19 protein-coding genes are annotated in these 21400 nt (G+C 72.4%); 4 read left to right on the top strand and 15 right to left on the bottom strand.

Translation table 11 applies throughout. The annotated features are described in order from the left end of the window. Nucleotides 1–40: 40 nt before the first annotated feature. The 3 genes from MICAU_RS13410 to MICAU_RS13400 are packed head-to-tail and all read right to left on the bottom strand — an operon-like array spanning nucleotide 41 to nucleotide 4137. Nucleotides 41–1333, bottom strand: a complete 1293-nt coding sequence (locus tag MICAU_RS13410; RefSeq protein ID WP_013285852.1) for a CE1 family esterase — start codon at nucleotides 1331–1333, stop codon at nucleotides 41–43. A gap of 36 nt (nucleotides 1334–1369) precedes the next feature. Beyond that, entirely contained in the window at nucleotides 1370–2734 is a 1365-nt protein-coding gene (locus MICAU_RS13405; RefSeq protein ID WP_013285851.1) for a glycoside hydrolase family 43 protein, read from the bottom strand. Between the two features lie 14 nt (nucleotides 2735–2748). Next, nucleotides 2749–4137, bottom strand: coding sequence for a glycoside hydrolase family 43 protein (locus MICAU_RS13400; RefSeq protein ID WP_013285850.1), 1389 nt, complete (start codon nucleotides 4135–4137; stop codon nucleotides 2749–2751). Between the two features lie 387 nt (nucleotides 4138–4524). On the opposite strand from MICAU_RS13400, the gene MICAU_RS13395 reads away from it, so the two are divergent. Next, on the top strand, nucleotides 4525–5562 hold the full coding sequence (locus MICAU_RS13395; protein WP_013285849.1) for a LacI family DNA-binding transcriptional regulator: 1038 nt from the start codon (nucleotides 4525–4527) through the stop codon (nucleotides 5560–5562). 12 nt (nucleotides 5563–5574) lie between these two features. Here MICAU_RS13395 and MICAU_RS13390 read toward each other — a convergent pair whose 3' ends face one another. Genes MICAU_RS13390 through MICAU_RS13375 form a run of 4 tightly spaced genes read right to left on the bottom strand, consistent with a single transcriptional unit; the run spans nucleotide 5575 to nucleotide 9673 of the window. Beyond that, nucleotides 5575–6585 carry a nitroreductase family protein gene (locus tag MICAU_RS13390; protein WP_013285848.1) on the bottom strand — a complete coding sequence of 337 codons (1011 nt, stop codon included), beginning with the start codon at nucleotides 6583–6585 and terminating at the stop codon, nucleotides 5575–5577. A gap of 2 nt (nucleotides 6586–6587) precedes the next feature. Further along, the gene (locus MICAU_RS13385; protein ID WP_013285847.1) at nucleotides 6588–7670 is read right to left on the bottom strand and encodes a GNAT family N-acetyltransferase; all 1083 of its coding nucleotides are present in this window, start codon (nucleotides 7668–7670) and stop codon (nucleotides 6588–6590) included. Then, entirely contained in the window at nucleotides 7667–8107 is a 441-nt protein-coding gene (locus MICAU_RS13380; protein WP_013285846.1) for a hypothetical protein, read from the bottom strand. The genes MICAU_RS13385 and MICAU_RS13380 overlap by 4 nt, the downstream gene beginning before the upstream one ends. A 3-nt stretch (nucleotides 8108–8110) precedes the next feature. Next, nucleotides 8111–9673, bottom strand: coding sequence for a phenylacetate--CoA ligase family protein (locus MICAU_RS13375; RefSeq protein WP_013285845.1), 1563 nt, complete (start codon nucleotides 9671–9673; stop codon nucleotides 8111–8113). Between the two features lie 175 nt (nucleotides 9674–9848). Here MICAU_RS13375 and MICAU_RS13370 point away from each other — a divergent pair, with 175 nt between their 5' ends. Further along, entirely contained in the window at nucleotides 9849–10259 is a 411-nt protein-coding gene (locus MICAU_RS13370; protein ID WP_013285844.1) for a hypothetical protein, read from the top strand. Between the two features lie 7 nt (nucleotides 10260–10266). Beyond that, nucleotides 10267–11310 carry a polyprenyl synthetase family protein gene (locus tag MICAU_RS13365; RefSeq protein WP_013285843.1) on the top strand — a complete coding sequence of 348 codons (1044 nt, stop codon included), beginning with the start codon at nucleotides 10267–10269 and terminating at the stop codon, nucleotides 11308–11310. On the opposite strand, the gene MICAU_RS13360 is transcribed toward MICAU_RS13365, so the two are convergent. From MICAU_RS13360 to MICAU_RS13325, 8 genes are all read right to left on the bottom strand, one after another. Then, the gene (locus MICAU_RS13360) at nucleotides 11307–12278 is read right to left on the bottom strand and encodes an acetylxylan esterase (protein WP_013285842.1); all 972 of its coding nucleotides are present in this window, start codon (nucleotides 12276–12278) and stop codon (nucleotides 11307–11309) included. The genes MICAU_RS13365 and MICAU_RS13360 overlap by 4 nt on opposite strands. Next, the gene (locus MICAU_RS13355; RefSeq protein WP_013285841.1) at nucleotides 12269–12958 is read right to left on the bottom strand and encodes an N-acetylmannosamine-6-phosphate 2-epimerase; all 690 of its coding nucleotides are present in this window, start codon (nucleotides 12956–12958) and stop codon (nucleotides 12269–12271) included. Before MICAU_RS13355 ends, MICAU_RS13360 begins: the two co-directional genes overlap by 10 nt. Further along, the gene (locus MICAU_RS13350) at nucleotides 12955–13884 is read right to left on the bottom strand and encodes an ROK family protein (RefSeq protein WP_013285840.1); all 930 of its coding nucleotides are present in this window, start codon (nucleotides 13882–13884) and stop codon (nucleotides 12955–12957) included. The genes MICAU_RS13355 and MICAU_RS13350 overlap by 4 nt, the downstream gene beginning before the upstream one ends. A gap of 2 nt (nucleotides 13885–13886) precedes the next feature. After that, nucleotides 13887–14825 (bottom strand): dihydrodipicolinate synthase family protein, encoded by a 939-nt coding sequence (locus tag MICAU_RS13345; protein ID WP_013285839.1) that lies wholly within the window; start codon nucleotides 14823–14825, stop codon nucleotides 13887–13889. Beyond that, complete coding sequence (locus MICAU_RS13340; protein WP_013285838.1) at nucleotides 14822–15889, bottom strand: oligopeptide/dipeptide ABC transporter ATP-binding protein; 1068 nt, start codon at nucleotides 15887–15889, stop codon at nucleotides 14822–14824. The genes MICAU_RS13345 and MICAU_RS13340 overlap by 4 nt, the downstream gene beginning before the upstream one ends. Further along, the gene (locus MICAU_RS13335; RefSeq protein WP_013285837.1) at nucleotides 15886–17844 is read right to left on the bottom strand and encodes a dipeptide/oligopeptide/nickel ABC transporter permease/ATP-binding protein; all 1959 of its coding nucleotides are present in this window, start codon (nucleotides 17842–17844) and stop codon (nucleotides 15886–15888) included. The genes MICAU_RS13340 and MICAU_RS13335 overlap by 4 nt, the downstream gene beginning before the upstream one ends. Further along, entirely contained in the window at nucleotides 17844–18800 is a 957-nt protein-coding gene (locus MICAU_RS13330; RefSeq protein WP_013285836.1) for an ABC transporter permease, read from the bottom strand. Before MICAU_RS13330 ends, MICAU_RS13335 begins: the two co-directional genes overlap by 1 nt. Before the next feature lie 101 nt (nucleotides 18801–18901). Beyond that, nucleotides 18902–20527, bottom strand: a complete 1626-nt coding sequence (locus MICAU_RS13325) for an ABC transporter substrate-binding protein (protein WP_013285835.1) — start codon at nucleotides 20525–20527, stop codon at nucleotides 18902–18904. A gap of 138 nt (nucleotides 20528–20665) precedes the next feature. Here MICAU_RS13325 and MICAU_RS13320 point away from each other — a divergent pair, with 138 nt between their 5' ends. Then, a complete protein-coding gene (locus MICAU_RS13320; RefSeq protein WP_013285834.1) occupies nucleotides 20666–21397 on the top strand; it encodes a FadR/GntR family transcriptional regulator in 732 nt (243 codons plus the stop codon). Nucleotides 21398–21400: the final 3 nt, after the last annotated feature.

The raw sequence follows: 21400 nt of genomic DNA, 5'->3' as shown, positions 1-21400 counted from the left end.
GCGGGCCGGCGTCGGCCCGCCCGCGCACCGGGTGCGGTGGCTACCTCGCGCAGGCGACGCCGTTGAGGGTGAACGCCGCCGGTGCGGCCGTGTTGCCGGTGTGGTTCGCCTGGAAGCCGAGGCTGACCGAGGCGCCGGCCGCGATGGTGGAGTTGTAGGAGACGTTGCGGGCGGTCACCTGACCGGACCCGGGCGAGTAGGTGGCGTTCCAGCCGGAGGTGATGGTCTGCCCGCCCGGCAGGGTGAAGACCAGCGACCAGCCGTTGATCGCGCTGCCGCCGGTGTTGGTGAGGGTGAGGTCTTCGGTCAGGCCGGTGTTCCAGGCGTTCACCGTCGCGGTGACCTTGCAGGCGACGCCGGACGGCGGCGGGGTGGTCGGCGCGGGCGTGGTGGGCGGCGGCGTCGTGCTCTGGAACTGGGTGAAGAACTGCCACGTCTCCCCCGGCAGCCAGGTACGCGAGCCGCTGTCACCCGGCGCGCCGTCCTGCGGGGCGGCGATGTGCCCCTCGTCGAAGGCCGCCCACACCACCGGGTACCCCGCCCGGCAGCCCGTGTACGTGGTGGTGCGGTGGCTCAGGCTGCCCTGGCCCGGCTCGGGCGGGTTCTGCGTGGCGCAGCCGTTGTTGCGGACGAACCGGTCGCGCATCGTCCGCCCGCCGGCGATGCCGAGGACGCCGTCGCGGATGCCGTGCGCGGCGAAGTACGCGATCGGCTGCGTGCCGCCGCTGCATCCGCTGAGCTGGCCGCCGGCGTAGACGGCCACCGCCCGGAAGACGGTGGGCCGGGCGCAGGCGACCGCGTAGCTCATGGCGCCGCCGTAGCTGAACCCGAGCGCGAAGCGCTGGCTGGTGTCCACACACAGGCCGGCGTCGACACGGCGCAGGATGTCGTCGACGAAGGTGATGTCCTCGCCGCCGGCGTTGGCCCAGCCGTTGTTGAGCCCCTGCGGCGCGACGAAGATGGTGCTGTTGTTCGCCAGCCGCTGCAACCCGTAGTACGACCACACGTCGCGTTGGACGGTCTGACCGGTGGCGACGTCGGTGGCGGTGCCGCCGCGCCAGTGGAAGCCGACGACCAGCCGGTACTGGCGGTTGACGTCGTAGCCGTCGGGCACCCGCAGGATGAACGTGCGGTTCTTGCCGCTGCTGGTGACGGTGTGCGTCCCGCTGGCCAGCGTCGGGGCCTTCCCGCAGCCGGCCGTCGCGGCCGCCGCGCCGGCGTCCGCGGCCCGGGCGCTGCCGCCCAGTGAGCCGCCGACCATGGCGGCGCCCATGCCCAGGGCCAGCAGGATCGCGGCGGTGACCGACCCGGCTCTCGTTCTGCGCTTCGACATCTGAGGTCTCCTCCGGTGATGGTGGGGTGGGCCGGTCTAGCGGAACTGCCACCAGTTGACGTTGAGCAGGTAGCCGCTGCCGCCGGCGAAGCGCAGGAACACGTCCTGGGTGCCGGTGGCGCCACTGACCGGGCAGGTGACCGTGGTCCACGTCTGCCAGCCGCCGGTGCCGCCGACGACGCAGGTGCCGGCCACGGCGCCGGTGGGGCTGCCCAGCCGCACCTCGATCCGGCCGCCGGCCGTCGCCGAGGCCACCCGGGCGGTGAACGAGCCGGCGCCGGCGCCGAACGCGACGCCCTTGACCTTGATGTAGTCGCCGTTCTCGATCCAGCCGACGTTCATCCCGCCCTCGCTCGACGGTTCCGTCTCGACGCCGGCGGACCAGGCGATCGTCTCCGCCTCCTGGCGCACGTACGGGTTGAGCGTGCCGACCTGCGGTGCGCCGGCGCTGGTCATGTTGATCGTCGGGATGGTGCCGTCGGAGCGGTAGCTGAACTTCTCCACCGCCACGGACCGGGTGAAGCCGCCGCCGCCCGGCAGCGCGCCGTTGTGGTAGAAGAAGTACGAGCCGCCGTTGAAGTCGATGATCGAGGCGTGGTTGGTGAAGCTGCCGCCCTGGCGGGGCATGATCGTGCCGCGGTAGGTCCACGGACCGGTCGGGCCGGGTGCAGTGGAGTAGCCGATGAACTCCGAGCAGCACTCGGCCGCGAAGACGTTGTAGTAGGTCCCGTTGCGCTTGTAGACCCAGGGCCCTTCCTCGTACAGCGTGGGACGGCTGGTGTTCCCGCTGCGGGCGCCGAAGCCCGCTGTGGTCAGCGGGATCTGGGTCGGGCCGCCGGAGAACGACACCATGTCGGCGTTCAGCCGCACGTACCAGAGGTTCGGGTTGCCCCAGTACAGGTACGCCTGCCCGGTGTCGTCGACGAAGGCGTGCGGGTCGATCTCACCGTTCTCCACCAGCGGACGGCCGATGGCGTCCCGGAACGGGCCGGTCGGGCTGTCGGAGACACCGACGCCGATCGCCATCCGGCCGGTGGCCCGGTTCTTGACCGGGACGTACCAGTAGAAGCGGCCGTTGCGGTAGACGGTCTGGCCGGCCCACGCGTCGGCGCTGGCCCAGCTGAAGGTGGCCAGGTTCATCGGCGAGCCGTGGTCGGTCCAGTTGACCATGTCGGCCGACGAGTAGACCCGCCACTCCTTCATGGTGAAGTAGGTCGAGCCGTCCTCGTCGTGGCCGGTGTAGAGGTAGACCCGGCCGTTGTGCACCAGCGCCGCCGGGTCGGCCGTGTAGATGGTCTGGACGACGGGGTTGTCCGCGTGGGCGACAGCAGGCGTCAGCGCGACCGCGCAGAGCATGCTCGCGAACAGCGCGACGCCGCGTCGCAGGAGTCTTCTGGTCATGACGGCCTCCTCGGTCAGGGCGTGATGCGGAAGGTGGCGTCCTGGCGGTCGCTCGCGCTCGACGCCGAGCCGAGTGGGTCGATCCGCAGCAGGTAGTTGGCGTGCCGCAGGTAGCGGTCCGGGAAGTTGTGCGACCGGAACGACGTCCACGAGGCGTCGGCGAGTCCCGCGGTGCGGTGGAAGGTGGCGTCCGCCCGGAACGTGGCCGACCCGTCGTTGGGGTCGAGGCGGATGGCGTAGTTGCTGTGCCGCAGAAAGCTGCCCGGCCGGTTCACCGACTCGAACGACACGGCGGCGGGGTCGGCCAGGCCGGCCACCATCCGCCACATCTGGTCCTGGTAGGGATCGAACGGGTACGCGTCGACGCGGCCGACCCCGTTGCTGTGCCGTACCACGTGGTCGGGCAGGTTCGACGACTTGAGCCGGACCCAGTTCGGGGTGCCCCACCGGGAGATCATCGCGTTGTACTCGGCGTCGCTGATCCCGACGATCGAGCCGTGCTTGGCGTTCAGCGGCGGCGTGTAGTCGCGCTGGTTGAGCGCGGTCCACGAGTTGCCGCCGATGTTCGAGGTGGACCAGATGTAGTAGTCGGCGTTGACCGGGCTGAACGAGTCGCCCCAGAGCCGCCAGCCGCTGCCGTCGTTGTTCTTGACCAGCAGTGGCGCCTCGATCGCGTTGCCCTGCCGCAGTCCACTGGTGTACGTGGTGAAGCTGTTCGGCGCGCCGGTCGAGGAGCGGGCGCCGTGCAGCAGGCCGGTGGACAGGTTCTTGTAGTAGAGGTACGTGGTGCCACCGTCGACGACGACGTCACCGTCGAGCACCCCGAAGCCGGGGCTGAAGAACACCTGCTGCGGGCCGACTGTGACGAAATCGCTTGTGTAGTTGACCATCAGCACGTCGCCGCCGCTGTTGCAGGAGTAGACGATGCCGTACTGGCCGCGGCCGGCGTCCCAGAACGCCGTGGGCGCCCAGGTGTGCGAGCTGGGCAGCGTGTGCATCCGGATCCGGCGGTAGCCGGTGAGAGCGGTCAGGTCGGTCGAGTCCCACACGTGCAGGTACTGGCTGTTCAGGCCGAAGTTGGTGCCCTTGAGATCGGTGGCCAGGATGACGAACCTGCCGTCCTGCTTGCGGAACACGAACGGATCCCGCAGGCCCATCTGCCCCTGCGTCGGGGTAACCACCGGGTTGTTCTGGTTCAACGGCGTCCAGTTCAGACCGTCCCGGCTCACCGCCAGGTGCAGCCCGTAGTCCGCGCCCTGGAAGTTCGGCGTCTCGGTGAAGTAGGCCATCGCGTACGCGGTGTTCGCCGCCCAGGCCACGCCGGGAAGGCCGGTGACCGACGCCGCGGTGAGTGCGCCGGATGCGGCCACGGCCTTGATGAGTGCTCGTCGACTGATCGCCACGGATCGGAACCCCTCTGCCGCCACGCTCGTGCGCGTGGATGGGTGGGACGTGATGACGCGGGCCGGACCGGCGTCTGATGTCGGCAGGAAGGGCTGGTGTTAGCGCTAACAGGATGCTGCCCAGGCATCCTTTCCGTACGCGCTCCGCCACCCCACCGGCGCCGGGCTCCCGTCCGTGCGCCGCATCTGCCTATATGGACTCTCATGGATGGAGGCGTCGGCCGTCAAGATGTGACGAACAGGTTTCGCGAAAGTTCCCGCGGAAAGCCGGAGATCCACGACCCGACCCGGCGAAGTCCTCCGGGGCGCGAAATGTTATCGATAACCTTTCGCGGGCGGTCTGAGCGGCGCGTACTCGCCCTCGCGCCGCAGCCATAGACTTCCCTCGTGATCGAAGAAGGACCGCGGCCGCACCTGCGCAAGCCCCGGCGCGGTGACCTGCCCCTCGCGACGATCGCCGAACTCGCCGGGGTGTCCCCACCCACCGTCTCCAAGGTCCTCAACGGCCGGCGCGGGGTGGGCGAGCAGACCCGTCAGCGGGTGGAAGCCCTGCTCCGCGACCACGGCTACCGGCGACGGCAGACCACCGGCGCGGCCCTCTGCGTCGAGGTGGTCTTCCACCGGATGCTGTCCTCGATCGCCATGCAGATCCTGCGCGGCGTCCAGGAGGTCGCCGCCGCCCACGACCACACCGTCGGCTTCACCGACGTGCACCGGCTCGTGTCGGCCGGGCTGCCCTGGGCGGAGCAACTGCTGGTGCGGCAGCCGACCGCCGTCATCACGGCGTTCGCCCTGGTCACCGCCGAGGACGGCGAACGGTTCGAGGCCGACGGCATACCGCTGGTCGCCATCGACCCGACCGGCGACCTGTTCCCCACCCCCGCCGTCGGGTCCAACAACTGGAGCGGCGCGCTCGCCGCCACCCGGCACCTGCTCGAACTCGGCCATCGCCGGATCGGCGTGATCACCGGACCGGTCCGGGACCTGTCCGCGCGCGCCCGACTGGACGGGTTCCACGCCGCGCTGGACTACGCCGGTGTCCCGTTCGACCAGAGCCTCGAACAGCGGGGCGTGTTCACCTTCGAGGACGGCCGCGACCTCGGCGCTCAGCTGCTCGCCCGGCCCGACCCGCCGACCGCTGTCGTCTGCGGCGACGACCTGCAGGCGATGGGCGTCTACGCGGCGGCCCGGGACGCCGGTCTGCGGATACCGGAGGATCTCAGCGTGGTGGGCTTCGACGACGTCGAGCAGGCGGCCTGGCTCGCGCCACCGCTGACCACGGTGCGGCAGCCGTTCGCCGAGATCGGCGCCACGGCCGCCCGGCTCGCCCTGACCCTGGCCGACGGCCGCGCCCCGGCCCAGGAGCGGTACGAACTCGGCACCACTCTCGTGGTACGGGCCAGCACCGCGCCGCCGTCGCGATGACCCCCGGCGGTCCTACCCCACCCGGACCGCGGCGTCCCGCATCAGCACTCCCCCACCCGTGCGCTCGACCCGGCGCGCCGAGCGGGGCGCCGGCGCTACCGGCCGGCCCACCCGGGCCACGTGCACGATCCGCTCCGGCGCCACGTCCAGCAGCGTGCCGAGCGCGTCCCGGGTGGCGGCCACGTCGACGAGCTGACTGAGCGGATGCGCGGCCAGCCCGGCCGTGTGCAGCGTCAGCCACATCCGCATGAGCACGCGTCCGAACTCGACCTGCCCGGCCGCGTCCAGACCGGGCGGCGCGACGAGCGCCAGCACCCCGCCGCCCTGCGCCAGCGGGTCACCGCCCGCGGCGGCGAGCAGCCGGGGCAGCCCCAGCGGGCGCAACGCCGGGTACGCCGCGAGCGCCGCCCGCAGTCCGGTGGCAGTGGCCCGGCCCAGCCCGAGGCACCTGTCACTGAGCCCGTCCGCCCGGTAGCGCGGGCCCGACCGGTCCAGGCGCAGCCAGCGGCGCAGCTCCGCGACCACCGCCGGGTCGGCGTACACCTGCCGGTCGGCCGTGCGCAGCAGCGCGCGCAGCCGCCCGGCCGCCGGCACGGCACGGACCGCGCCACCGGCCCGCCGGGCGACCGCGTCCACGGCCGCGACCACGTCGGCGTCCGGGCCGCCGGTGAACCGGCCCCGGTGGGTGCGCCGGTCCCACACGTCGGCGGTGCGGAACGGCGTCCGGTACGGCTGCCGTCCCGGCCGTAGCCGCCCCACCCGCCGGTCGGACTCGTCGTGGTCGGCGGCCCAGTCCAGCCGCAGCCCCGCGTCGGCGGCGACGATCAGGCAGGTCTCCACGAACGCGCCCAGCGACAGCCGCAGGTCGCGCCCGGTCGGGTCGCCCGCGGGAAGCGCGTCGGCCGGATCCCAGCCGACGGTGATCGCCCAGCGCTCGTAGCGCAGCCGCCACGGCTGGGTGTTGTGTGCGCTCGGCGCCCGCCAGCACAGCGGCTCCAGCGCGTGGAACGCGGCGAGGTCCATGCTCACCGCTCCCTGGCGTAGAACGTGTAGCCGTGCAGCGGGCGCCCGCCGAGGCGTCGGTACTGGGCCGCCGACGCCGGGTTGTCCCGCCCGACGTACGTGCTGCGCAGCGCCGTGTAGCCGCCGTCGTGCAGGTTGTGGTGCAGGTGCGCGGAGAGCAGCCGCTGGTAGCCGCGCCCCTGGAACTCCGGCACCACGCCCTTGACGATCAGCACCGCCTCCCGCCGGTACCGGCGGCGGGTGGCCAGCAGCCGAAGCTGGTTGACCGGGTTCAGGTCGCCGCGGACCGCGACCAGGAAGTCGCTGATGTCCGGCACGCAGAGCACGAACGCCACCGGCCGCCCGTCGCGGGTCAGGTAGAGCAGGAGCGACTCGTCCAGCAGGTACGCCAGGCCGTCGGTCTGCCGCCGCAGTTGCGACGCGGAGATCGGCGTGTAGTAGCCGAGCTGGGCGAAGGAGTCGTTGAGCATCCCGCGCAGCAGGGCGAGCTGCTCGTCGAGCCGCCGCGTGTTCCCCCGGTGCAGTTCCAGCCGCGCGCCGTCGGGCTGGACCCCCAGCGCGGGCGGCGGCTCGACCGGCGGCGGGACCGGGCAGATCCACGTGTCGGAGACGAACCGCCCGGTGAACCCGTTCTCCTCGTACGCGTCCGGGTAGTACGGCGGGTTCCACGCGCTGTCCACGAAACCCCGGTCGGCGTACCCGGAGGTGATCACGCCGCCGGCCTGGTTGGGCAGCAGCGCCACCGGCCCGAACAGCAGGTCCCGGCCCGGCGTCGCGTACGCGCCGATCGCGTCGAACAGCGGCCCGGCCGCGGGCGCGGTGAACTCGGTGAGCCCGAACAGCTGGCAGCGGCGGCCCAGCTCGGCGTCGAAGTCCGCGTCGGTGTGCAGTGTGGTCCGCCCGGCCACGGTGCCGGTGGCGTCGCGCAGCACGTACATCGGCACGCCGTCGCGCCACCAGCGGCGGATCTGCTGCCGGGGCGTCGGCACGTACCGGGGCTCGTCGGCGTACAGCCGGTCGGTGAGGGCGAGGAAGTCGCGCAGGCCGCGCCGGCCGGTCACGCGCTCGAACCGGTGGCCGGTCACCGGCGCACCGCCGGTCCGGTCGTCTCCGCGCCCAGCGGCGTGAACCGCTCGATGTGGCCCATCGCGCCGTCCTCGGCCCGCCACGCGCCGTTGGAGTAGCCGTCCGGGGAGGCGGTGTAGAGCCGGATGAACCCGGCGGTGGCGTTGCGGTCGCCGTCGGTCAGCCACATCATCAGCTTGCGGTGGTGCCGGGTCCGGGCGAAGCGCAGCAGCGCGTCCCGGTCGGTGAAGAACGCGATCGTGCCGAGCGTCAGCGGGAACTGCCAGTAGACGGTGTGCCAGCAGTAGCCGGACATCCGGCGCATGTCGCGCACCATCCGGATCCAGTCGGGGGCCAGGCGCAGCAGCACCAGCGGGTTCGCGTACCGGGTGCCGCCGATGAACATGGCGCCGGCGCGGGCCTGCGCGGGGGCGCGGGAGAAGTCACGGGTACGCATCGCTCACCTCACCAGGTAGACGTTCTTGAGCTTCTGCATGTCGGCGAACGGGCCGCCGCCGGTTTCGTACAGCTCGACCCGCAGGTCGCCGGCGGTCGGGTCCTCCACCAGGGACTGCGCGAAGTCCCGCGACACCGAGGTCAGGTGCGCGCGTACCCCGTCGCGGCAGGCGTCGGCGAGCGCCGCGCGTGCCGCGGCGTCCAGCGGACGGCGCAGCTCGACGTGGATCACCGGCCGGGTCTCCAGCGCCGCGTCCTCGTGCAGCGTGAGACAGAACCTGTTGATCTCGGCGGCGTACGGGTTGCCGGTGTAGAGGCCGTACTCGACGTCCTGCGGGTAGAGGTTCGCGCCCAGGTAGGACACGGTGGAGTCGCTGCGGCCGAACAACAGCAGCAGCGGCAGCGTCATCCGCTCCTCCGCCACCGCGGTACGGAACTCGGCGCGGCGTACCGGGTCCGCGTTGGCCAGCTCGACGATCCGCCGGTACGGCACCAGCAGCGCCTCGTCGCCGACGTTGTAGCGCAGCCGGGGCTGGAGCACGTGCGGACTGGCCACAGTGCAGAGCAGTTCCCGCCGCTCGTTCGTCTCCAGGTAGGTGGCGAACGGGTTGTACTGGAACACCATCGGCAGCCGCTGCTCGCCCCGGCCGAGCAGTTCCGCGCGCAGTCCCGCGTCGGTGCGCAGCCGCCGCCGCAGCCACACCGTGAACCGGGTCTCCGCGCCGATGCCGATGGTCAGGTCCGACGCCCCGTACGCCGAGCGCACCCGCACGAACCGCTGCTCCAGGTAGTCGCGCAGTGCCTCGGTCATCCCCTCGCCGCCGCAACTGGCGAAGATCCGGTACCGCGACCACTGGAAGTCCTCGGCGTCGAGCCGGTCCCGCAGGTGCTTGAGGAACGGCGGGTACGCGGTCACCAGGTAGTCGTGGCCGGGACCGAACTCGCGCAGCGTGTCGACGATCTTCCCGAGGTCCGGGCCGGTGTTCTTCACGGTCGCGATCCGGGCCATCGCCGCGCCGGTGGTGGTGCCGGTCGCCCAGGCGCCCATCGAGTACGCGTTGATCACGAACGGCCGGCGCATCGGGAACGCCAGTCCGGTGTAGCCGGCGATGTCCCGGTGCACCGCCCGCAGTTCCCGCTCGCCGCGTGGCCAGTTGAACGGCCGCCCGGACGAGCCGGCCGACTCGTCGACCACCACGCCCCGATCCGGCATCCGCCCGTCCCGGCAGCGGGCGGAGGCGTCGTACGCCATGACGTACCCGTGCTTGTCGGTCTCCGGGAAGTCCCGCAGCCGGCGGCGCAGGCCGCCCGGGCGGGCCCGCAGGAACGCCTGGTAAGCCGGCACCCGCCGGGCGGCCCGCACGCAGGTCGACCGCGCGTTCGCGGCGGCGAGCCGGTCGAGGACCGGGTGGTGGCGCCGGGCCAGCCAGCGCCAGCCGGCGGGATGGTGGGCGACGAGCCGGGCCAGCGCGGCGACCGCGCGGCCGGCGGGGGCCAGCGCGGCCTCGGCGGGCAGGGGCGTGTCGACGGTACGTGCAGCGGCGTGTCGGTGCAGCGTCTCGGCCATGACAAGCATCCTGTCGACGCCGCCGCGACCGCACATGAGCGACGGGACGGTACTGCGCTGAGTACGCGTACCCAGTCACCGCCGGATGGCGAGCCGAGCTCGCCATCATTACCGTCAGTCACCATCGCGACACTTGCCTAGCCCGCCGCCCGGAGCCGGGTGGAGACTCCGCCGCATGGAGAACGTGGAGCGTGAGCGCACGAACGAGCGCTTCGAGAAGGTGGCCGAGGAGACCTCAGAGACCGTGACCCACGCGGCCACGGTGCTGGAGGAGGAACTCGCGGCGGGGCTGGCCGGCGCTCGGAGGCTCGAGGAGAAGCTGACCGAGAGCCGGCGCGTGGACCCGGAGGCGTTCGACGAGCTCGTCGCCCGGGTCCGCACCGACGGGCACGCCCTGATCGACACCGTGGTCGGGCAACTGAAGATGGCCGACGACCAGCGCGGCGAGGTGATCCGGCGATACACCTCGGACGCGCACGACGCGCTGGACACCGTACTCAAACTGGCGCGGCTGGCCCCCGAGGTCGCAAACGGTCTCGCGGACCGGCTGGCGTCGCCGGCCCCGAAGCGGCCGACGGACCGGTAGCCGCGCGATGGCGCCGACCACCGGGGTGGCCGGCGGGCACGTGGAACGGATGCTGGAGCGCTATCGCGGGCTCGCCCTCGGCGCGCTGCTCGACGACGTGCCCGACGGCGGCCCGCGATACCTCTACGACCTGGTCGCGGAGTACCCACGGCGGTGGGGCAAGGGGCTGCGCGCCGCGCTGTGCCTGGCCACGTGCCGGGCGTTCGGCGGCGGCGACGCGGTGGGCCTCAACGCCGCGGTGACTGTGGAGCTGTTCCACAACGCCTTCCTCATCCACGACGACATCCAGGACGAAAGCGAGCAGCGGCGCGGCGGGCGGACGCTGCATGCCGAGTACGGCGTGGGCGTGGCCCTGAACGTCGGCAACATGACGAACCTGCTGGCGTTGCGACGGCTGGCGGCGAACCGGGCGGCGCTCGGCTCCGGGATCGCCTGGCGGCTGTTCACCGAGACCGAGCTGATGATGCGCCACTCGCTGGAGGGGCAGGCCATCGAGATCGGCTGGATCCGCGACAACGTGTGCGACCTGGACGCGGACGACTACTACCGGATGTGCCTGAAGAAGACGTCCTGGTACACGTGCATCTACCCGTGCCGCACCGGGATCCTCGTGGCGACCGGCCGGGAGAACGCCGTCGACGTGCTCGACCGGTACGGCTGGTACCTGGGTGCGGCGTTCCAGATCCAGGACGACGCGCTCAACCTCACCGGCGACTACGCCCGGTACGGCAAGGAGATCGCCGGTGACCTGTGGGAGGGCAAGCGCACGCTGATCCTGATCGACTTCATGCGGCGGTGCACACCGGAGGAACGCGAACGACTCGTGCGGCTGCTGAGCCGGACCCGTGCGGAGCGCACCGACGCCGAGGTGCGCTGGCTGCACGGGCGGCTGCTCGCGTACGACTGTGTGGAGTCGGCGCGGCGCAGCGCCCGGGATCTCGCGCTGGCCGCCCGGCGCGAGGGTGAGCGGGCGCTCGGCGACGCTGCCGACACCGAGGACGGCCGTTTCCTGCTGGAGCTGACCGACTACGTGGTGGAACGCGCGCGTTAGCCGCCCAGGATCCCGCGCAACCAGGTGAGCTGTTCGCGCTGGTGCTCGGCCTCGCCGCCCTCGTGGTCGTTGAACTCGTACACCCGCACGTCCTTGTCGCCGCCGTAGCGGTGGTAGGCGGCGAAGCAGGTCCACGGTGGGCAGACCTGGTCCCGCAGGGCGATCGAGAACAGCGCCGGCGCGGTCGCGCGCGGCGCGAGCACCGCGGCGTCCAGGTAGGACAGGGTGCGGAACACCTGGTCGGCGCGGTCGCGGTGCAGCGCGAGGTAGTCGACGACCTCGGCGTACGGGCTGTCCCGGCCGGCGACGCGCACGCCCCGGCGGATGTCGCACAGGAACGGCACGTCCGGCATGACGGCGGCGACGTCCGGGCACAGCGCGCCGGCGGCGAGAGCGAGGCCGCCGCCCTGGCTGAAGCCGGTGACCGCCACCCGCGCGGGGTCGACGGCGGGGTGCCGCCGGGCGGCCTCGGCGAAGCGCACCGCGTCGGTGATGAGCCGCCGGTAGTAGTGGTCGGCCGGGTCGGCGACGCCCCGGGTGAGGAAGCCGGGCACGGTGCCGGCCGGGTACGGGTGCGGGTCGGGCGTGCCGCCGGTGGCGGCGCTCCAGCCCTGGCCCCGGCTGTCCATGATCAGGTGCGCGAAGCCCGCCGCCGCCCAGAACAGCTTCTCGTGCGCCAGGCCGCGGCCCCGGCCGTAGCCGAGGTACTCGACCACGCAGGGCAGCGGCCCGTCGGCCCCGGCGGGCAGGTGCAGCCATCCGCGTACCGGTTCGCCGCCGAAGCCGGGGATCGTGGCGGCGTACGTCCGGATCTGGGTCAGGCCGGTGTCGACCGGCTCGTAGACCGCCGCCTCCGGGTCGCCGCCGCCGTCGAGGGTGCGCGACCAGAACGCGTCCAGGTCCGCCGGCACGTCCAGCTCCGGCCGGTACGCGAGGCAGCCGGCCAGGTCGAGGTCGGTCAGCGGCACGACGCGGCCTCCTGCACGGCGGCGGCGAACCAGCCGGTGATGGTGCTCGGGTGGGTGATGGCGGTGCCGACAACGACCGTCCACGCGCCCGCCCGCAGCGCCTGCGCGGCCTGCTCGGGCGTGTGGATGCGCCCCTCGGCGACCACCGGGACGTCCACCGCGGCGGCGAGCCGGGCGACCAGGTCCAGGTCCGGCCCGTCGCCCTTGGTGGTGTACGCGGTGTAGCCGGCGAGCGTGGTGCCGACCAGATCGGCGCCGGCAGCGGCGGCGGCGATGCCCTCGTCCAGCGTGGAGCAGTCGGCCATCACCAGCGCGCCGGTGCGCTCGTGCACGGCCGCGATCGTGTCGGCGAGGGTGCGGCCGTCGGGCCGGGGCCGGGACGTGCCGTCGAGCGCGACGACGTGCGCCCCGGCGTCGGCGACGGCGAGCGCGTGCTCCAGCGTCGGGGTGATGAAGACGTCGTCGTCGCCGTCCTTCCAGAGCCCGATCAGCGGCAGGTCCATCGCCGCGCGGATGGCGGCGATGTCAGCCAGTCCCTGGGCGCGGATGCCGGCGGCGCCGCCCCGGGCGGTGGCGAGCGCGACCCGGCGCATGGTGTCCGGGTCGCGCATGGGCTCACCCGGGTACGCCTGGCAGGAGACGACCAGGCGGTCACGGAGCTGGTCGACGAGCGCGTTCATGAGACCTTCCAGGCGAGCGAGGCGGCGCCGAGCAGCGGCGCGTCGGGGCCGAGGGTGGAGGCGAGCACGGGCACGCCGGCCAGGCCGGGCAGCGTCTCGGCGCGCACCGCGTCGCGCAGCGCCCGCCACCACGGCTCACCGAGGCCGGTGACGCCGCCGCCGATCACCACGGCGGCGGGGTCGAGTACGTTGACCAGGCCGCCGACGGCGGAACCGGCAGCGGCGCCGCCGAGCCGGACGACCTCCCGGGCCGCCTCGTCGCCGTCCGCGGCGAGCGCGGCGACGGCCCGCAGGTCGGCCACCGGCCGGCCGGTACGCCGGACGTACTCGGCTGCGAGCGCGGGACCGGCGGCGATCGCCTCCAGGTGCCCGCGCCCGCCGCACGTGCAGGCAAGCGTTCCGGCGTACGGGGACGGCTGGTGCCCGGCGTGCCCGGCGGCGCTGTGCGCACCGGCGAGCACCGAGTCGCCGAGGACGAACGACGCCCCGACACCGGTGCCGACGGCGACGTAGAGCACTGTGTCGTACCCGGCGGCGGCGCCGTGACGCGCCTCGCCCAGCGCGTGGGCGTGCACGTCGTTGATCACGGTGACCGGCACGCCCAGGCGCCGGCTCAGGTCGCCGCGCAGATCCGTGCCGGTCCACCCGGTCAGCACGTCGGTGGCGGACAGCACCAGGCCGGAGCCGCTGTCGATGACTCCGGCGCTGCCGACGCCGAGCGCCCGTACGACGCCCGGTGCGTCCGCCCGCAGCTTCTCCACCAGGTCGGCGGCGGTGTCGAGCACCGCGGCGGCGCCGGAGCGACCAGGCGTCGGCGCGGTGCGCCGGCCGACGACCTCGCCGGAGGCGGTGACCAGGGCGGCGGTGGTCTTGGTGCCGCCGATGTCGAGCGCGGCGACCAGACCGGTCGTGCTCACCTCGGGCATGGTCAGAGCAGCCCGGCCAGTTCCAGCTGGGTACGCACGCGGCCCGTCTCGGCGGCGTCCAGCGGCCGCAGCGGCAGCGACACCGCGTTGCCGGCGATGACGCCGAGCAGGGACAGCGCGGTCTTGAACGCGCCGACGCCCCGGGTGGCGCCCGCCGAGGTGGCCGGGTCGGCCGCGTCGACGATGCGGAACAGCCGGGTCAGACGGTCCTGCTCCCGGCGGGCGGCGGCCCAGTCGCCGGCCATGCAGGCGCGGTGCAGCCGCACGTACCCGGCCGGGTCCACGTTGCCCAGTCCGGGCACTGAGCCGGAGCCGCCCGCGAGCATCATCGCGTCGACCACCACCTCGTGGCCGGTGAGCAGGCTGAAGTCGCGCTCCGGCGCGTGCTCGGCGACGGCGAGCGCCAGCTGGCGGAACGCGACGTCGTCACCGCTGGAGTCCTTGACACCTGCGAGCACGCCGTCGGCGGCGAGCCGGGTCAGCAGGTCGACGGAGAGCTTGCTGTGCACGCAGACCGGGATGTCGTACGCCAGCAGGGGAAGCTCGACCGCCGCGGCGACCGCGCGGAAGTGCCGCTCGATCTCGTGCGGGCCGACGATGGCGTAGAACGGCGCGGTCACGACCAGGCCGTCCGCGCCCAGCCGGGTGGACGCCTCGGCCCGCTCCACGACCCGGCGGGTGGTGGGTTCGATGCAGCCGGCGATGACCGGCACGGCACCGCCGGCGGTCTTCACGATGGTCTCCAGGGCCAGGTCCCGCTGCCGGTCGGTGAGGAAGACCGTCTCGCCGGAGCTGCCGAGGGCGAAGATGCCGTCGACGCCGGCGTCGAGCAGCCACTCGACCAGCCGTTCCAGCGAGTGGACGTCGACCTCGCCCTCATCGGTCAGGGGGGTCACGGCCGGCGGCACGACTCCGGCGAACCGCGGGGCTGGGGTGGTCACAGGTTCTCCTCGACAGACTCAGTTGTGGTGCGGCCGGTCGCCGAGGTGGCGAGCGCGACCAGTTCGGTGTTGGCGGTTCCGGCGGGCACCGGGTGGTGGCAGCGGAACTCGTGGCCCTCGCCCTCGGCGGGGCGCGGCGCCGGCATGTCCACGGCGCAGCCGTCGGTGGCGGCCCAGCAGCGGGTCCGGAACGGGCAGCCGCTCGGCGGCCGGGTGGCCGACGGAACCGGGCCGACGAGCGGAATGGGCTCGATCGGGGAGAGCAGGCCCGGCGTGGCCGAGAACAACGCCCGGGTGTACGGGTGCCGGCCACCCTCGGGCAGCAGGTCGGCGGGCGTCTGCTCGACGATGCGGCCCAGGTACATGGTGACGACCCGGTCGCTGACCCGCTTGACGGTCTGGATGTCGTGCGACACCAGCACCATCGCCAGGCCGAGCCGGTCCTTGAGGTCCAGCAGCAGGTTGAGGATCTGGGCCCGCACCGACACGTCGAGCGCGCTGGTCGGCTCGTCGGCGATGACCAGTCCCGGTTCCAGGGCCAGCGCGCGGGCGATTGACACCCGCTGGCGCTGGCCGCCGGAGAGCTGGCTGGGCAGCACGTCGGCGACCGAGCGGGGCAGGCCCACCAGGGCCATCAGCTCGGCCACCCGCTGCTCGCGCTGCTGCCGGGTGCCCCGGCGGTGCACGTCGAGCGGGTCGCGCAGGATGTCGCGTACCGGCATACGGCGGTTCAGCGAGGTGGCCGGGTCCTGGAAGATCATGCCGACGCCTGCGCCGATGTGCTCACGCCGCTCGGCGGCGCTCATCGACCACACGTCCTTGCCGGCGAACGACACCGTGCCGGCGGTCGGCCGTTGCAGGCCGACGAGCACCTTTGCGAGCGTCGACTTGCCGCAGCCGGACTCGCCCACGATGCCGACCGTCTCGCCGGCCCGGATGACCAGGTCGGCGCCGGTGAGCGCGTAGACCTTCTCCCGGCTGAACATGCCGCCGCCGCGCGCGGCGTGCACCACGTGCACGTCGCTCAGCTCGGCGATCGGCCGGTGCTCGGCGGTGGCGCTCATCGGGCCGGCTCCTTCTCGCTGACGGTGACGGCGGGGTGGTGGCAGGCGTACCCGTGGCCGTCCGTGCCCTCCAGGGCGGGTGCGGTGTCCCGGCAGATCTCGGTCGCCATCGGACAGCGGTCGGAGAACCGGCAGCCCTTCGGGAAGTCGGCGGGTGACGGCACCACGCCGCGGATCTGGGTGAGCCGTTCCGCGCCGGTCTCCAGGGACAGGACGGAACCGAGCAGGCCGCGGGCGTAGTGGTGGGCGGGTGCCTCCATCACGTCGGCGGTCACGCCGGTCTCCACGATCTGCCCGCCGTACATCACCACGACCCGGTCGGAGACGTCGCTGACCAGAGCGAGGTCGTGGCTGACCAGGATGAGGGCGAAGCCGAGCCGCTCGCGCAGGTCCAGCAGCAGCTTCATCACCTGGGCCTGCACGGTGACGTCGAGCGCGGTGGTCGGCTCGTCCGCGATGATCAGCTTCGGGTCGCGGGACAGCGCCATGGCGATCACCACGCGCTGCCGCTGCCCACCGGACAGCTCGTGCGGGTACGCGGCGAGCGTGCGCTGCGGGTCCAGTCCGACCAGCCGCATCAGTTCCTCGGCCGAGCGGGTGCCGCCGCGGCGGATCATCTGGGCGAGCTGGGCGCCGACTCGCAGCGCCGGGTTGAGCGCCGACAGCGCGTCCTGGTAGACCATGGCGATCTCGCGGCCCATCAGGGCGCGGCGGCCCCTGGCGTTCAGCTTCAGCAGGTTCGTGTCCTGGAAGCGGATCTCGCCGCGTACCCGGGCGCCCTGCGGCAGCAGGCCCATCACCGCGAGGACGCTCAGCGACTTGCCGGAGCCCGACTCCCCCACCAGGCCGACGACCTCGCCGGGGCGGACGTCGAAGGAGAGCCCGTCGACGATGTCCACGCCGCGGTGGCGGCCCTCGAAGCCGATGGACAGGTCGCTGACCTGAAGGACCGGCTTGCCCTGCGGCAGCGGGCGGGCGCGTTCGCGCAGCCGCTGCGCCGCCTCGGCGAGACCCGGCAGCTCGACCACCTCGCCGATGCCGGGCTTCGCCTGCTCCAGCGCGTCACCGCTGGTGGTGGACGTGGCACGGCGCGCGGCCGGGGCGGCCCACGCGTCGGACATGCCCTCGGAGAGCACGTTGAGCGCCAGCACGGTGAGCAGGATCAGCAGGCCGGGGAAGAACGTGGCCCACCAGCCGCCGATCTGCACCATCTCCTTGCCGAACGCGATCACCGAGCCCCACGAGGAGGCCGCCTCCTGCGGGGCGAGGCCACCGCCGATGAAGGACAGCGACGCCTCGAAGACGATCGCGTCGGCCACCATGACGGTGACGAAGACGAGGATCGGGGCGGCGCAGTTGCGCAGGACGTGCCGCCAGAGGATGTGCGGTCGCCGGGCACCGATGATGCGCTCGGCGGCCACGTAGTCCTCGCCGTACTGGGACAGCACGTTGGCGCGGACGATGCGCGCGACCGACGGCGTGAACACGAAGCCGATCGCGATCACGAGGACCAGCAGGCTGTTCTTGCCGAACGAGATGATCAGCAGCGCGGAGAGCACGATCGTGGGGAAGGCCATGACCACGTCGAGGCAGCGCATGATGATCTCGTCGACGACTGTGCGGCTGCTTCCGGCGACGGCGCCGAGGATCGCGCCGAGCACCAGCGCGATGCCCGCCGCGCCGAACCCGACGACCAGGGAGCGCCGGGTGCCTGCGACCAGCCGGGAGAAGACGTCGCGGCCGAGCTTGTCCAGGCCGAACCAGAAGTCGCCGTTCGGGCCGGTCAGCGCCGGCCCGAGCCCGGTCTGCGTGGGGTCGTGGCGCAGCAGCAGCGGGGCGAGCACGCCGACCACGACGATGAGCGCGACGAAGCCGAGCGCGAACCGGGCCGCGAGACCGAGCCGGGCGAAGGCCATGCCGGGGCGGGACAGCCGCGTGGTGAGGGACCGGCGCATCAGTGGCCTCCGCGCAGTCGGGGGTTGGCGAAGAGGTAGAGGATGTCGACGACCAGGTTCACCAGGACGAAGCACAGCGCGATGGTCAGCACGGTGCCCTGGGCGAGCGCGGTGTCGTTCTGCTGGACGGCGCTCATGATCTGGGTGCCCATGCCTGGTAGCGAGAAGATGGCCTCGATGACGACGGTGCCGCCGATGAGGTAGCCGATCCGCAGGCCGAGCGCGGTGAGCGGGTTGACCAGCGCGTTGCGCAGCACGTTGCGGCCGATCACCACGCGCGGCGGCAGTCCGGCGCCGATCGCGGTGCGGACGTAGTCCTTGTCGAGTTCCTCGACCATCGACGTGCGGACGATGCGGGCCAGCGAGCAGCCGACCGGTACGGCCAGCGCCAGAGCGGGCATGGCCAGCGACTGCAACCACAGACCGACCGAGTCGGCGGGGTTGACGTAGCCGCCGGTCGGGAAGATCGGTCGGCGGACGGAGAACTCCTGGATGAACAGCAGGGCCAGCCAGAACGAGGGCGTGGCGATGCCGGCCATGGAGACGATCCGGATGACCTGGTCGGGCCAGCGGTCCCGGTACAGGGCGGCCGGGATGCCGAGCGCCAGCGCGATGACGAGCGCGCCGACGACGCCGAGCGCGGTGAGCTGGATGGTCAGCGGCAGCGCCATGGCGATCTTCTCGGCGACCGGGACCGACGGCGGGAACGTCATGCCCAGGTCGCCGCGGACGAGGTCGCCGAGGAAGTGCAGGTAGCGCAGCGGCAGCGGATCGTTCAGGCCGTTGGCGGCACGGAACGCCTCGACCTGCGCCGGCGTGGCCTGGTCACCGAGGACTGACAACGCCGGGTCGATCGGGGAGAACTGCATGATCACGAAGACGAAGAGCGTGATGCCCAGCACCAGGGGGATCAGCGTCAGGAATCGTCGTGCGACCAGGTTCAGGACGGTCAGCATGGATTCTCTTTCTCGTGGCGGGGCGCCGGGACGCCCGCCCGGCCGCACGGGTCACGTGGGCCGGGCGGGACGTCTGCGGGGCCGGAACCCCGCGCGTGGGCTCAGCCGGTCCGGCCGGTGCCCAGGAAGTACAGGCCGGTGGTGGAGGCGCCGGAGAAGCCGTCCACCTTGGCCGGGTCGTACGCGGTGACGACCTTGGTGTGCAGGATCGGGTACAGCGGCACCTGGTCCGCCGCCATGTCCAGGGCCTGCTTCCACAGCGCCTTGCGGGCCGTCTCGTCGGAGGTCTGCGCGGCCTTGTCCAGCAGGTCGCCCATGGCCTTGCGGTCGGCGTCGCTCCAGCGGTAGCGCTGGCCCGGCCAGGTCTCGCCGAAGTAGTACCAGCGCATCAGCAGGTCGGTGTCGACGCCGAAGACGCTCGGGTCACCGGTGGCCATGAGCACCCGGAAGGTGTCCTTGGGGACGATGTCGCCGTAGATGGCCGAGGACGGCACGGTGTTCAGCGTGGCGTTGACGCCGATCTTCTTCCACTGCTCGATGACCAGCGGGGCGACGTCCTTGACCACCGAGCTGTCGGTGGTGTCGAGCCGGAACGACAGGTTGGTGACGCCGGCCTCCTGGAGCAGGGCCTTGGCCTTGTCCGGGTTGTAGTCGTAGACGGTGGCGGCCTTCTGGTAGGCCTTGTTGCCCTCGTCGAGGTAGCTCGTCGCCGGGCTGCCGTAGCCGTTGAGCGCGGTCTTGATGACTGCTTCCTTGTCGATGGCGTAGTGCAGGGCCTGGCGCACCCGCTTGTCGCTGAACGGCGCGGCGGAGTTGTTGAACATGAGGAAGACCTGGTTGAAGGCCTGCTTCACGTCGATCGTGTACTTGTCCTTGAGCGAGTCGACGTTCAGGTAGGGCACGGCCTCGATGGCCTGCACCCGGCCGCCCTGCAGGTCCGACACGCGGGCCGACGCCTCGGTGGTGGTGTTCCACGTCATCGTCTCGACCTTGGCGGCGCGCGGGCCGTTGTAGTTCGCGTTCTTGCTCAGCTTGATGCCGGATTCCTTGGACGCGCTGTCCACCTTGAACGGGCCGGAGCCGATAGGGGCGGTGTCGAACGCCTTGGCCGCGGCGGCGTCGCCGGTCTTGGCCTTGGGGACGATCTTGATGACCGCGATCCGCTCGCTGAACAGGGCGAACGGGTACTTCAGCTTGAACTCGACGGTCGTCGCGTCCTTGGCGGCGACGCTGTCGAGGAACGACACGAAGCCCTGCATCAGCGGCGGCGCCTTCGGGTCCGCGGGCTTGAGCACGCGGGTGAAGGACCAGGCCACGTCCTCGGCGGTGACCGGGGTGCCGTCGGAGAACTTCGCCCCGTCACGCAGCGTCACGGTGTAGGTCCGGCCGTCGGCCCCGGGGGTCGGGTCGCTCTTGGCCAGGGCGTTGTAGGGTTCCCGCGTGATCGGGTCGAGGTCGACGAGGCCCTCGAAGACGTGCTGGTTGACCGCCGTCGCCACGGCCGAGGAGGCGTTGCTGGGATCGAAACCGCTGGAGAGCGTGAAGGCCAGCGTGGCCTCGATGGACGTGCCCCCCTTCCCGTCGCCCACGGCGTTGGTCGAGGCGGGACCGCCACTGCAGGCCGCCAGCGCGACCGCGAGGCCACCCGCGAGGGTGGCGACGGCCAGGGAGCGGACGCGGCCCCGGGGGACGCGCCGGCTCCTCGACGGCTTACCGGTGGTGCTCACGTAGCTGCCTCCATAGGCTCTTCATGCGCTCGCGTGACCGCTCGCGCTCGGGGATGTGAAGCATAAGGTGTATGACGTCTGACGTCTGATGCCGGTAGGGTGAGGGTGTCAGATTCGGGAACGAAGGGCAAGGGGCAGATGACGACCATTGACGCCAGTCCGCTACGCGGCGCCGAGCGGCCCAGCCCTCGCAGGCAGGAGGTCGCCACCAGGATCAAGGAGTACATCCTGCGCAACCGCCTGAAGCCGGGAAACCTCCTGCCCACCGAGGCGGAACTGTGCGAGGCCGTCGGCGCCAGCCGATCCAGCGTCCGCGAGGCCGTCAAGATCCTCTCCGCGCTCGACATCGTCGAGGTGCGCCACGGGCACGGCACGTTCGTCGGCCGCATGTCCCTCAACGCCCTGGTGGAGAGCCTGACCTTCCGCGGGCTGCTCAGCGGCGAGGACGACCACCGCGTACTGGCCCAGGTCGTCGACATCCGCCAGACGCTGGAGCAAGGGCTGGCCGCCACCGTCATCGACGCCTTGGACGAGCAGCACCGGTCGGAGCTGTCCGCGCTCGCCGACGAGATGCACAGCCGGGCGGCCCGGGGCGAGGACTTCCTCGACGTCGACCGCGCGTTCCACCTGAAGCTGATGGAACCCCTCGGCAACGACCTGCTGGTCCAGCTGACCGAGGCGTTCTGGCAGGTGCAGGCCATCGTCGCGCCCACGCTGCAGACCGAGCCGGAGGACCGGGTCATCACCGCCCAGCGGCACCAGGCGATCGTCGCCGCCCTCACCGCCGCCGACGCGGCGGCGCTGCGCTCGGCCGTCGCCGAGCACTACGCGCCCATCCGGGCGAGCATCGCCCGCGCCGCGCAGACCTGATCC

It is taken from the genome of Micromonospora aurantiaca ATCC 27029 (genome assembly GCF_000145235.1).
Taxonomy (GTDB): Bacteria; Actinomycetota; Actinomycetes; order Mycobacteriales; family Micromonosporaceae; genus Micromonospora; species Micromonospora aurantiaca.
Note: the sequence above shows the minus strand (reverse complement) of the source record. Positions and strands in the feature narration are given on the sequence as shown.

What these genes read in the sequence shown, in the direction of transcription:
- MICAU_RS13410 (WP_013285852.1), bottom strand. Translation starts at nt 1,333, where the DNA reads ATGTCGAAGCGCAGAACGAGAGCCGGGTCGGTCACCGCCGCGATCCTG.
- MICAU_RS13405 (WP_013285851.1), bottom strand. Translation starts at nt 2,734, where the DNA reads ATGACCAGAAGACTCCTGCGACGCGGCGTCGCGCTGTTCGCGAGCATG.
- MICAU_RS13390 (WP_013285848.1), bottom strand. Translation starts at nt 6,585, where the DNA reads ATGGACCTCGCCGCGTTCCACGCGCTGGAGCCGCTGTGCTGGCGGGCG.
- MICAU_RS13380 (WP_013285846.1), bottom strand. Translation starts at nt 8,107, where the DNA reads ATGCGTACCCGTGACTTCTCCCGCGCCCCCGCGCAGGCCCGCGCCGGC.
- MICAU_RS13375 (WP_013285845.1), bottom strand. Translation starts at nt 9,673, where the DNA reads ATGGCCGAGACGCTGCACCGACACGCCGCTGCACGTACCGTCGACACG.
- MICAU_RS13370 (WP_013285844.1), top strand. Translation starts at nt 9,849, where the DNA reads ATGGAGAACGTGGAGCGTGAGCGCACGAACGAGCGCTTCGAGAAGGTG.
- MICAU_RS13365 (WP_013285843.1), top strand. Translation starts at nt 10,267, where the DNA reads ATGGCGCCGACCACCGGGGTGGCCGGCGGGCACGTGGAACGGATGCTG.
- MICAU_RS13355 (WP_013285841.1), bottom strand. Translation starts at nt 12,958, where the DNA reads ATGAACGCGCTCGTCGACCAGCTCCGTGACCGCCTGGTCGTCTCCTGC.
- MICAU_RS13350 (WP_013285840.1), bottom strand. Translation starts at nt 13,884, where the DNA reads ATGCCCGAGGTGAGCACGACCGGTCTGGTCGCCGCGCTCGACATCGGC.
- MICAU_RS13340 (WP_013285838.1), bottom strand. Translation starts at nt 15,889, where the DNA reads ATGAGCGCCACCGCCGAGCACCGGCCGATCGCCGAGCTGAGCGACGTG.
- MICAU_RS13335 (WP_013285837.1), bottom strand. Translation starts at nt 17,844, where the DNA reads ATGCGCCGGTCCCTCACCACGCGGCTGTCCCGCCCCGGCATGGCCTTC.
- MICAU_RS13330 (WP_013285836.1), bottom strand. Translation starts at nt 18,800, where the DNA reads ATGCTGACCGTCCTGAACCTGGTCGCACGACGATTCCTGACGCTGATC.
- MICAU_RS13320 (WP_013285834.1), top strand. Translation starts at nt 20,666, where the DNA reads ATGACGACCATTGACGCCAGTCCGCTACGCGGCGCCGAGCGGCCCAGC.